The sequence below is a fragment of the Pseudomonas sp. ES4 genome, assembly GCF_050586665.1.
Taxonomy (GTDB): domain Bacteria; phylum Pseudomonadota; class Gammaproteobacteria; order Pseudomonadales; family Pseudomonadaceae; genus Aquipseudomonas; species Aquipseudomonas frederiksbergensis.
In genome coordinates, this window is record NZ_JBOBDO010000003.1 from 58,288 (window position 1) to 70,290 (window position 12,003).

At 62.0% G+C, this 12,003-nt stretch carries 7 protein-coding genes; 3 read left to right on the forward strand and 4 right to left on the reverse strand.

Features of this window, described 5'->3' with window-relative positions; all coding sequences use genetic code 11:
• Positions 1 to 137: 137 nt before the first annotated feature.
• Positions 138 to 1,349, reverse strand: coding sequence for an MFS transporter (locus ACQ4OB_RS04575; protein WP_074871301.1), 1,212 nt, complete (start codon positions 1,347 to 1,349; stop codon positions 138 to 140).
• Positions 1,350 to 1,703: 354 nt separating this feature from the next.
• Here ACQ4OB_RS04575 and ACQ4OB_RS04580 point away from each other — a divergent pair, with 354 nt between their 5' ends.
• Positions 1,704 to 3,830: a mechanosensitive ion channel family protein gene (locus ACQ4OB_RS04580; protein WP_430955199.1), complete on the forward strand. Its 2,127-nt coding sequence runs from the start codon at positions 1,704 to 1,706 to the stop codon at positions 3,828 to 3,830.
• 120 nt (positions 3,831 to 3,950) lie between these two features.
• Here ACQ4OB_RS04580 and ACQ4OB_RS04585 read toward each other — a convergent pair whose 3' ends face one another.
• A complete protein-coding gene (locus ACQ4OB_RS04585) occupies positions 3,951 to 8,270 on the reverse strand; it encodes a DEAD/DEAH box helicase (protein WP_430955200.1) in 4,320 nt (1,439 codons plus the stop codon).
• Positions 8,271 to 8,595: 325 nt separating this feature from the next.
• On the opposite strand from ACQ4OB_RS04585, the gene ACQ4OB_RS04590 reads away from it, so the two are divergent.
• Positions 8,596 to 9,480 (forward strand): sugar nucleotide-binding protein, encoded by an 885-nt coding sequence (locus tag ACQ4OB_RS04590; protein WP_033053404.1) that lies wholly within the window; start codon positions 8,596 to 8,598, stop codon positions 9,478 to 9,480.
• Complete coding sequence (locus ACQ4OB_RS04595; RefSeq protein WP_430955201.1) at positions 9,473 to 10,402, forward strand: NAD-dependent epimerase/dehydratase family protein; 930 nt, start codon at positions 9,473 to 9,475, stop codon at positions 10,400 to 10,402. The genes ACQ4OB_RS04590 and ACQ4OB_RS04595 overlap by 8 nt, the downstream gene beginning before the upstream one ends.
• 150 nt (positions 10,403 to 10,552) lie before the next feature.
• Here ACQ4OB_RS04595 and ACQ4OB_RS04600 read toward each other — a convergent pair whose 3' ends face one another.
• Together ACQ4OB_RS04600 and ACQ4OB_RS04605 are read right to left on the reverse strand one after the other, a co-directional pair.
• Positions 10,553 to 11,251, reverse strand: coding sequence for an OmpW/AlkL family protein (locus ACQ4OB_RS04600; RefSeq protein ID WP_074871293.1), 699 nt, complete (start codon positions 11,249 to 11,251; stop codon positions 10,553 to 10,555).
• A gap of 231 nt (positions 11,252 to 11,482) precedes the next feature.
• Positions 11,483 to 12,001, reverse strand: coding sequence for a DUF3299 domain-containing protein (locus tag ACQ4OB_RS04605; protein ID WP_430955202.1), 519 nt, complete (start codon positions 11,999 to 12,001; stop codon positions 11,483 to 11,485).
• Between the last annotated feature and the right edge of the window lie 2 nt (positions 12,002 to 12,003).

The following is a 12,003-nucleotide window of genomic DNA, read 5'->3' on the forward strand; positions in this document are numbered from 1 at the left end:
GGCTACGGACGGTACACGCTCGACAAAACACCGCAGATCAAATGTGGGAGCGGGCTTGCTCGCGAAAGCGGTGTGTCAGTCACATCATCGCTGGATGTGCCGCCGCCATCGCGGGCAAGCCCGCTCCCACAGGGGCATCAGTGGCCTGTGACTACTCGGGTTAAACCTTCAACCGATTCGGCATATGCCGGACCTAATCGATCAAGACGACCGCTCCACGCGGTCAGCGCCAACGCCACCAACACCACCAGACCCCCGATCCATGCGGTGTGGATCAGGCCCATGTGAGCAACGATCAAGCCACCGCCCCACGCGCCACCGGCGATGCCGAGGTTGAACGCGGCGATGTTCAGGCCCGACGCCACGTCCACCGCATGCGGGGTGTGATGTTCGGCCTGGCGCACCACGTAAACCTGCAGGCCCGGCACGTTGCCGAATGCAACCGCGCCCCAGACCAGCACGGTGGCCAGGGCCAGCCATGGGCTGCCAGCGGTAAAGGTCAGTACGAACAACACGGCGGCAAGCAGGGCGAAGATGATTTTCAGGGCGCTGATCGGGCCGCGTTTGTCCGCCAGTTTGCCGCCCCAGATGTTTCCGACGGCCACCGAGATGCCGTAGACCAGCAACACCAGGCTGACGGTGCTGGCGCTGAAGCCGGAAATGTCCTGAAGAATCGGTGCCAGGAAGGTGAATGCGATGAATGAGCCGCCGTAACCGACCGCGGTCATGGCGTACACCAGCAGCAGACGGGGTTGCTTGAGCACCTGCAATTGCTGCAACAGTGAAGCGGGTTTGCTGTGGGCGATGTTTTTCGGCACGTAAAGCAGGCTGCCGATGAACGCGATCACCCCCAGGGCGGACACCGCGAGGAAGGTTTCACGCCAGCCGAAATGCTGACCAATGAACGTCCCCAGTGGCACGCCGGTCACCAAGGCCACCGTCAGGCCGGTGAACATGATGGCGATCGCGCTGGCGGCTTTCTCTTTCGGCACGAGGCTGGTGGCGATGGTCGAGCCAATCGAGAAGAACACCCCGTGGGCCAGGCCGGTGACGATCCGCGCAATGATCAGCGACTCGTAACTCGGCGCTTTCCAGGCCAGCAGGTTACCCAGGGTGAACAGCACCATCAGCGACAACAGCAGCAGTTTGCGCGGGACTTTGCCGGTGAGGGCGGTCAGCACCGGGGCGCCGATGGCAACGCCCAATGCGTAGAGACTGACCAGCAGGCCGGCGGACGGCAGGCTGACGCCAAGGTCGGCGCCGATGGTGGGTAACAGGCCAACGATGACGAACTCGGTCGTCCCGATGGCGAAGGCGCTGAGGGTCAGCGCGAGCAAGGCAATGGGCATGACTGCAACTCCGGTGGATTGATTGATGGAGCGCAGTGTCGGGGTTTGGGTTATGCGGAAAAATAGGGGGATGGGCATTTGATATTTGCCTTGCGCGCAAAGATCACCTCGGGCTGAAAAATACCTGTGGCGAGGGGGCTTGCCCCCGTTCGACTGCGAAGCAGGCGTAAACCCATTGTTCGCGGTGTATCTGGAGAATACCGATTGACGGGTTTTGGGCCGCTCCGCAGCCCAACGGGGGCAAGCCCCCTCGCCACAGGGAGTCGCATTGGCTTGCAATCTCACGGCAAAAACCGAACTTGCCTACAATTCCCCGATCAGTTCCTTACAGACCCTTTTGCAGGAGCACCGCGTTTGTTCAAGTTCAAGACCGCGATACTACTGGGGGCATTGGCGATTCTGGGCAGCAACGAGCTGGAGGCTGCCGCCGCACTGCCGGGTGTGCCGGCCACCGCCGCGACACCACTGGCCCACCCCGAACCGCTGGTACAGGGTGGTTTACTGGGGGCGATCAGTTCGAGCATTGATCAAGTCCAAGGAAAACTCGATCTCAACGAGGACCTGCTGGATGCCTGGCGTCTGCGTGCAGACCGGGCCGCGGTTGAGGTGGATCAACTGGTCAATCATCCCTCATCCCGTTCGAGCTGGAGCGTGGCGGGGGATTTCCTGCTGTTGTCCGGCGTGTGGCTTGGCGTTTTCGCGCTGCTCTGGTTGCTTGGCGGTCTGCTCGCCAAACGTCTGTGCCAGAACCGCCTGTTGCTGACTCGCGAGCGCGGTCAGGCGTTACTCGGTTATGTGTTGCCCTACACGGTTCCGGCGCTGATCAGCCTGCCGCTGACGCTGTACGTCAGCCACTTCCTGCAAGTGTCCGCTGGCCGGGCCCTGGCGTTGTGTTTCGCTTATGCCACCAGCAGCGGCATCTTCGCCGCGTCGTTGCTGTTGTCGCTGGTGGTGCTGTTCAACGCTGGCCACAAGCGCCGGGCGGTGCAGCTTATTCATCAGTACAGCCCACGACCGCTGTTTTTGATGGGCTTCCTCGTGGCGCTGAGCGACGGCTTGACCAGCCCGCAGATCGCCCGCCTGCTTGGCGGCAATCTCACCAGCAGCGTCGCGGTGTTCACCGGGGTGGCGGCCTCGGTCACCTTTGGCATTCTGGTGATCAAGATGCGCCGTCCGGTTGCCCATCTGATCCGCATTTTGCCGTTGGCCCAGCGCCTCAGCCAGCCGGCCTTGCGTGAAATGCTGCGGATCTTTTCCGGGCTCTGGTACTGGCCGATTCTGTTGATGGTGCTGGTGTCGGTGATCAACCTGATCGGCATCGGCGATGACAACCAGGAAGTGCTTCGCTGCGCGCTGTTTACTACTGTCTTGCTGATTGCGACGGTGTTTCTCAGTACGTCGCTTCATCATCTGTTCAAGTCGCGCAGTGAGTTGGCCGTGCGTCGCAGCAGTGCCTACAAGGAACGCTTTCTCAGCCTTTCCCACGCGTTGCTGCGCATCGCCCTGGCGATTGTGTTCATCGATGTACTGGGGCGCATCTGGGGGGTGTCGCTGTTCGAATTTGCGGTGAGCAATTCCGTCGGCCGGGCGATCAGTGATTCCCTGAGCCGCATCGGTTTGATTTTCCTGGTGACCTGGATGGTCTGGGTGGTGTTGGACACGGCGATTCAAGAAGCCCTGAAGCCACCCGTCAGCAAACGCTCGGCGCGCCAGCCCAGCACCCGGATCAAAACCATCCTGCCGCTGCTGCGCAACGCGATCAAAATCATTCTGGTGGTGATCTGCGCGATCACCACCATGGCTAACCTGGGGATCAACGTTGCACCTTTTCTGGCCGGTGCCGGTGTCGTGGGGCTGGCCATCGGTTTCGGTTCCCAGCAGCTGGTGCAGGATGTGATCACCGGGTTGTTCATCATCATTGAAGACACGTTGTCGATTGGCGATTGGGTGGTCCTCGACTCTGGCCACGCCGGCACCGTCGAAGGCCTGACCATCCGCACCTTGCGCCTGCGTGACGGCAAGGGCTTTGTGCACTCGGTGCCGTTCGGTCAGATCAAGGCCGTGACCAATCAATCGCGGCAATTCGCCTATGCGTTTTTTTCAGTGCAATTCACTTACGACACCGATGTCGACAAGGCTATCGAGTTGATCCGCGAGGCCGGGGATTCCATCCGCGACGATGCGTTCCTCAAGTACAACCTGCAAGGGCCGCTGGATGTGTTTGGTGTCGACAAGATGGACCTCAACGGCGTGGTGCTGACGGCACAGTTTCGCACCGTGTCGGGAGGGCAATACGCAGTGAGTCGAGCGTTCAACCAGCGTTTGAAAAAGCTTGTGGATAACAGCCCGTGGGTGCATTTCGCGCAGACTTATCCACAGCAGGTGTTGATGCCCCGGCAAGCTGTCGAGCCGCTGCAAGGCGATGAGCTTGCATCGGAGCATTCATCGGTGTTCCTTCCGGATCAGGCGCGCACCCAATAACCCCACCGGTCCCTGTGGCGAGGGAGCTTGCTCCCGCTGGGCTGCGAAGCGGCCCCAAAAAGGGACTGCTGCGCAGTCCAACGGGAGCAAGCTCCCTCGCCACAGGGTTGCGGTGTCTGGTTATCGGTGTTGGATCAGTTTGATACGGACCTCAGTACTGGCCTGCTGATCCAGCTCCAACCAAAAAATCTGCTTTCCGGCAATCTCGGCAGCGGCGGGCAACCCATCTCGATACACCAATCGATTACTCGCCAATGCCGGTACTTTTGCGCCCGGTAAAAGCGTCCCGGCGAGGTTCAGTGGATCAACTCCGCACACGGCAATCAAACTCCCGTCATGCGGCCGTCGCCGCACCTCGCGCAACAATGGTATGGCCTCGGGCAGCGCAAACTGTTCACCGGCCAAGCCACTGACAAACCTTCCTCCGCGAATCTCGCCGCGAGCTTCCAGCCGATGGAAAGTGCGCAGCAATTCCCGCCAGCTTGGCAACCAATCCGCTTCCCGTTCCAGCAAGCGCCAGAACACCACGCCGTAACGCCGGAGCAAGGTCATGGCGATGTGTTCAAGGGTGTCGGTCGGCGTCGGTGCTGGACGTTTATTTTCCACAACCGGAGCTTGTGCGCCGCGTCGCAGCAAGGCCCAGCGTCCGGCATCGTCCATGCCGCCGACAAACGCTCCGCGCCCGCGTCGGCTGCTGCGGTTCTGGCGTTTGCTGGCCGGCGTAATCAGTGCACGCAGCCCGGCGAAGCTGTCGGCATTCACCAACCCGGCGCCGACCAATTCCTGCAAGGCGATTTCCAGTTCCGAGCGCAGCAGATGAGCCTCGTGAATCAGCTCATCGAAAAACAGCGCACCGTGTTGGCTGAGTGCTTCATAAACTTTTTGCGTTTTGGGCGACAGCTCGCTGGCGGGTGTCTGTTCGGTCAATCCGCTCCACAACCCGACCTGGCTGCGCGGCAGCAGCAGAATCGGTGTGCTGCGCAGCGCCGTGCTGGTGCTCTTGTTGCGCGCGGTCAGTCGCGTCCACACCAGTTTGCCGCTGCGACACAGGTCATCCAGCCAACTCGCTGAATAGTCTTTTACTCGCGCCGGCAAAATATCGCTGTCCCAGGCTGAAGCGGCGGCGGGGTAGCCTTCGAACTGACCGACTATCGCGGGCAACACTGCGCTGCCCTGGCCTTGGCTCGCGGCAGACAGATGCTGCCAATCGAACAGGAACCGCATGAAATCCTGCAACGCCACGGGATCGATTTCCCGCCGCAGACGCTTGACGGTGTAGCGGTGAATCCGCGCCAGCAAGTGCCGCTCGCACCATTCTTCCTCCGCCGTGCCGGGGGTGAATTGACCGCGCAGCACATAGCCTTCGCGTTCCAGTTGCGCCAACGCCTGGGTGACTTGGGTCGCCGGTAAACCGAGCGGTTCGGCAATCGCGTTCAGCGGTAGCGGCCCGAATGCGCTGAGTCGCGCACGAATCACTTCCAGCACCGCTTCGTCCGCCGTCCAGACTTCATCGAACCCGGGCAACGCCTGCAACGGTGGCTGTAAAGTCGCGTGTGGATACATCGCGCTCAGGCAAGTCAGCCGCTCCAGTGCCAACCACAGCGCGTGCCCGGCATTGACTTGCAAGCGGCTGGCGCGACCGCTGTCGGCCAAGGCGTTCAGCCATTCGAGCCAGTCTGGATGGGCCTGGGCCTCGGCGGCGGTGATACACGCGAGGCTCATCAACGCCTCATGCATTTCATCGACCCCCGTCGGCGTTGGCCAGGCTTCCTCGCGCACGGCTTGAATCGCCTCCGCATCCAGCGCACCGAGGTCGTCGGTGGACTGCGGATCGCTCCAGCGGCGGTTGAGCACGGCTTGAGTGCGGCGCTCTTCCAGCGGCGCATCGTCGAGAAAGGTGTAGGGCCGGGCACTGAGAATTTCCGCTGCCAGCGGCGAAGGTGCCGGCAGATCGCGGCTGATCAGGCGGATCTCACCGCGTTCCATGCGCCGCAACAACGCCAGCCAGCCTTCGCTGTCCATGGCTTCGTGCAGGCAATCGTCGAGGGTTTGTTCCACCAGCGGATGGTCGGGAATTTCCCGTTCGCCGGCGAGGTTTTCCACGCAGGCAATCTGGTCGGGAAACACGCTGGCGATCAGGTCTTCGCTTTTCATTCGCTGGATTTGCGGCGGGACTTTGCGCCCGCCACTGTAGCGTGGCAGCGCCAGCGCGACCCCGGCATTCCAGCGCCAGCGCACACCGAACAGCGGGGCCTCGAGTACGGCTTGAATCAGGGTGTGCTCGGCGCTGTTGCTGTGCAGGTAACGCCAGACATCATCGAGTTCAAAACTGTGGCCGGTGGACAGTGACAGGACGATGGCGTCTTCGCTGGCGGCGGCCTGCAATTCGAAGTTGAAGGTGCGGCAAAAACGCTTGCGCAGGGCCAGGCCCCAGGCGCGATTGATGCGGCTGCCGAACGGCGTGTGGATGATCAATTGCGTGCCGCCGGACTCGTCGAAAAACCGCTCCATCAGCAGCGTGTCCTGTGACGGCAGGGCGCCGAGAGTCAGGCGCGCGCGGGCCAGGTAATCGACTAATTGTTCGGCACTGGCCAGGTTCAGACCGAGGGTGTCGGTCAGCCAGTCAGTCGCGGGCTGCAAGTGACCGGGTGTGGCGCCGAGCAGCGCATCGAGTTGCGCTTGCAGGCGCGCCACCGCGAACGACAGTTCTGCGCTGCGCCCCGGCGCTTCGCCGAGCCAGAAGGGAATGGTCGGCGGTTGGCCCTGAGCGTCTTCGACCCGGACCTTGCCGGTTTCGACCCGCAGAATCCGGTAGGAGGTGTTGCCCAACTGGAAGACATCCCCGGCGATGCTTTCCACCGCAAAGTCTTCGTTGACGCTGCCGATGTTCAGCCCTTGGGGTTCGAGTAAAACGCTGTAGTCGGCGTTGTCCGGGATCGTTCCGCCGCTGGTCACGGCCGTCAGCTTGGCGCCCCGCCGACCACGCAGGGTGCGGGTCACGGCGTCGCGGTGCAGGTAAGCGCTGCGGATGCCCAGGCGACCGTTGTAGCCTTCGGCGAGCATGTGCAGCAGCGCCTGATAATGTTTGTCGTCGAGCTCGCGGTAGGGTGAGGCGTTGCGGAACATCTCCAGCAGCGCCTGCTCTTGCCACTCCTGGCAGCTGACCTCGGCGATGATTTGTTGCGCGAGGACGTCCAGTGGCGCCTTGGGGATCAGCAAAGTGTCGAGTTCGCCGCGCCGCACGCAGTCGAGCAGGGCGGCGCATTCGATCAGGTCGTCGCGGGTGGTGGCGAACAAACGGCCCTTGGGCGTGCCACCGACCTGGTGCCCGGAGCGGCCGACCCGTTGCAGAAACCCGGCGATCGAGCGTGGCGAGGCAATCTGGCAGACCAGGTCGACATCGCCGATATCGATCCCCAGTTCCAGGGACGCCGTGGCGATCAGCACTTGCAGCTCACCGCGCTTGAGGCGCTGTTCGGCGTCGAGACGAAACTCCTTGGCCAGACTGCCGTGGTGGGCGGCCACCGCGTCCTTGCCGAGGCGTTCGCTCAAGTGACGGCTCAGGCGTTCGGCGAGGCGTCGGGTGTTGACGAAAATCAGCGTGGTGCGGTGTTCGCGGGCGAGGACTGCGAGGCGGTCGTAGACCAGTTCCCAGATGTCGTTGGCCATCACCGCCGACAACGGCACGGGCGGCACCTCGATGTCCAGATCTCGCGGACGGGCGTGGCCGATGTCGATGATTTCGCACGCGCGATCACGACCCACCAGAAACTGCGAGACGGCTTCGATGGGTTTTTGCGTGGCAGACAGGCCGATCCGCATCAGCGGTTGCGCGCACAGCGCTTGCAGTCGCTCGAGGCTCAGGGCCAGGTGACTGCCGCGCTTGCTGGCGGCGATTGCGTGGATTTCGTCGACGATCACCGTGCGCGCGGTGCTGAGCATCTGCCGGCCCGAGTCGGAGCCGAGCAGCACGTAAAGGGATTCCGGGGTGGTCACCAGAATGTGGGGGGCGATCTTGCGCATCGCCGAGCGGTCTTTTTGCGGCGTATCGCCGGTGCGCACGGCGGTGTTGATCTGCAGTTCGGGCAGGCCCATTGCGCGTAATTGCTCGGTGATGCCGGCCAGCGGGTTTTGCAGGTTGATCTGGATGTCGTTGGACAAGGCCTTCAGCGGCGAAACGTAGACCACCAGGGTTTCATCCGGCAGATGGCCGCCGTTGGCCATTGCGCGGTGGACCAGGTCGTCGATGACCGCGAGGAACGCGGTGAGGGTCTTGCCGGAGCCCGTAGGGGCGGCGACCAGGATCGAACGCTGCTGGCGGATCAACGGCCACGCCCGAGCCTGGGCGGCGGTGACCGTCGGGAAGGTGCTGCTGAACCAGGCGCTGACGGCGGGGTGGAAGCCTGCCAGGGCGCTGTCCGTCGGGATTGGCAGATTCATGCAGCAATTTATGCGGGCGGGGGGCTGAAGATGCAAGTACCGCTCAAAACCTTCGCAGGTCTTCAGGGCCCCATCGCGGGCAAGCCCGCTCCCACAGGGATCTTCTGTGAATACAAAATTTGTGGACAACAGAGAACACTGTGGGAGCGGGCTTGCCCGCGATGAGGCCAGTAGCAGCGCCACAAATCCCCAGGATCTACACTTTACGGATGACGGTTGCGCACTAAACCCGCAAAATGCAACGATTCCGGCAACTATCGACGGCATCGCCCGCGAGCGGTGTCGATAAAGCCATTGTTTCAATCAGACTGGGCCTGCTGACTCTATGCGAATGCGCCTTATGTTACTGGGCGGCGGAAATGCCCTTGGGCAGGCGCTGATTCGCCTCGGTGCGGAGGAAGACATCGGCTTCCTCGCCCCCCGCCCACCGCAAGACGGCTGGGATGCCGCGAGCCTGACGCAGCTGCTCGACGACACCCGTCCAGACGCGTTGATCAACCTCGCCTATTACTTCGACTGGTTTCAGGCGGAGACGGTCAGCGAACAACGGCTGGCCGGGCAGGAACGGGCGATCGAGCGTCTGGCCGAACTGTGCCAGCATCACAACATCGTGCTGCTGCAACCGTCGAGCTATCGGGTGTTCGATGGTTCCCGGGCGACGGCCTACAGCGAAAAAGACGAACCAGTGCCCTTGGGCCTGCGCGGTCAAGCCTTGTGGCGGATCGAACAAAGCGTTCGCGCCACCTGCCCGCAACATGTGTTGCTGCGATTCGGCTGGTTGCTGGATGACAGCCCCGACGGCACCCTCGGACGTTTCCTCGGCCGCGCCGAACTGCCGGAAGAATTGCTGATGGCCGACGACCGCCGGGGCAATCCGACGCCGGTCGACGACGCCGCCCGGGTGATCATCTCGGTCCTCAAGCAACTCGATTGCTCGGCGCCGCTGTGGGGCACCTACCATTACGCCGGGCATGAGGCGACCACGCCGCTGGCACTTGGGCAGGCGATCCTCTCCGAAGCCCGCGCCCTGCATCCGCTGGCCATCGAAGCGCCGACCGCCCAGGCTCACGCCGCTCGGCCCGACGCCGCCGAAGAGCCGCAACACGCGGTGCTGGCCTGCAAGAAAATTCTGCACACTTTCGGGATCAAGCCCCGCGCCTGGCGTGCGGCACTCCCGGGCTTACTGGATAGGTTTTATCGCCATGGCTGACGGCCCTGTTTTAATCACCGGCGGCGCCGGTTTCATCGGTTCGCACCTCACCGATGCCTTACTCGCCAAGGGCCATTCGGTGCGCATTCTCGATGACCTCTCTACCGGCAAACGCAGCAACTTGCCGCTGGACAATCCAGGCGTCGAACTGATCGTGGGCGATGTCGCCGATGCTGCGCTGGTCGCGCGGGCGATGGTCGGTTGCAGCGCGGTGGCGCACCTGGCCGCGGTGGCGTCGGTGCAGGCGTCGGTGGATGACCCGGTGAAGACTCACCAGAGCAACTTCATTGGCTCGCTGAATGTCTGCGAAGCCATGCGCCAGGCCGGCGTCAAGCGAGTGCTGTATGCGTCCAGCGCAGCGGTCTATGGCAACAATGGCGAAGGCGAGTCGATTGATGAAGACACGCCCAAGGCACCGTTGACGCCCTACGCGTCGGACAAGTTGGCGAGCGAGCATTACTTCGATTTTTACCGTCGCCAGCATGCTTTGGAGCCGGTGATTTTCCGCTTCTTCAACATCTTCGGCCCGCGCCAGGATCCGTCCTCGCCGTATTCCGGGGTGATCAGCATTTTCAGCGAACGCGCGCAGAAGGGCCTGCCGATCACGGTGTTCGGTGACGGTGAGCAGACTCGCGATTTCGTCTACGTCGAAGACCTGGTCGACTTGCTGGTGCAAGCCATCGAGAAACCGCAGGTCGAAGTCGGTGCGGTCAATGTCGGCTGGAACCAGGCCACGACCCTCAAGCAAATGCTTGAAGCCCTTGAAACGGTGGTCGGTCCATTGCCGCCGGTGAGCCATGGCCCGGCGCGCTCCGGTGACATCCGCCACTCGCGAGCGAACAATCAGCGTTTGCTGGAGCGCTTTACCTGCCCTGAACAGACACCGATGCATGTCGGCCTGGCGCGGTTGTTGGGGCGATAGATCGTTCCCACGCTCCGCGTGGGAATGCAGCCCGGGACGCTCCGCGTCCCAAGAGCGGACGCAGAGCGTCCATTGAGGCATTCCCACGCAGAGCGTGGGAACGATCAAAAAAGGCGCCTTTCGAAGGCGCCTTTTTTTTGTGTGGCGGGTTTAGAACTTGTAACCCAGGCCAACCATGTAGATGAACGGGTCCACGTCCACATCGACCTTGGCGCGAGTGCCTTGGGCCACTGCGTTGTTTTCTACGGTCGCGGTGGTGTCGATGTCGATGTAGCGCACCTGGGCGTTGATCATGATGGTGTCGGTCAGCATGTAGTCGGCACCGACCTGAAACGCCATGCCCCAGGAGTTATCCGCCTTGAAATTGCTGAAACCGTTGGCGCTGGCTTCGCTGCTAACGTGCTCGTCGTAGATCCAGGTGTAGTTGATACCGGCGCCGACATACGGCTGGAACGCCGACTTCGAGTCCAGTGGGTAGTACACGACGCTCAGCGTCGGTGGCAGGTGTTTCAGCGAACCGAGTTTGCCATTGGCTGCGCCCAGGGCGGTGCCTTTGAGCTTCACGTCATGCTCGAACGGCGAGGCCGCCAGCAGCTCGATCCCCCAGTGGCTGTTGAGCATGTAAGCGAAGTTCAGACCCAGTTGCGTGTCGCTGCTCATAGTGGCCTTGCCACCCAGATCGGCACCCTTCAGCGGACCTTGATCAACCTTGACGCTGGAGCTGTCGGCTTCCGGGTTGACGGTGATTGCACCGGCACGAAGGATGATATCGCCGGCTTCGTGGGCGTAGGCTAACGGTGCTGCGAGCGCGAGGGCAAACAGCGAAGCGCTGAGCAAGGACTTGTGCATGGAGGGCTCCAAAGGACGTTAAAAATGTTTGATGTCCAATGGTACGGAGGCGTCTGATACGGTCTTTTGACTCAGCTCAATGAAACAGTGATGGCCCTGATTTTTGTGGAACCTTTGATGACCTCATCGCGAGCAGGCTCGCTCCCACAGGGATTTGTGTTGATGCACAGATCCAATGTGGGAGCGAGCCTGCTCGCGATAGCTATCTCTCAGATCACGCATAACGGCCGGTCACTGCGGCAATTCATACACATAAATCTTGTCAGCCTCCATCTGATACCCGGCATCCGCCAACTCGCTAGTGGATGCTTTCACCTGCAACGCACCTTCGATCCAGTACGGCTGATACAGCTCATCCAGCTTTACGCCGACTTCGCTTTTGACATGCACGATCTGGTTCGACGGCGGAGGCGGCACGTGGATGCAGGCGCCGAAATAAGGCACCAGCAGAAACTCCGTGGTGCGACCTTCTTCACTCACCTCCAGCGGCACGATGTACCCCGGCAGTCGAATGTTCTGACCGTCGAGGTTTTTCACCACCGGCGCATTGGGCATGTCCTGCTTGGCTGCTGGCGCCGATTCGGCGGCCAACGCGTTGCCCATCTGCGACAGGTCGTGCAGCGGCGTCATGTTCGGCACTTCCGGTGCGGCGTCCGGCGGGATCATTTCCGACCAGGTCAAGTCTTTCGGCTCGGCCGCCCATAGGGGCAAAGCGACCAGCATCAACAACGCAAGCACAACGCGGGGCATGT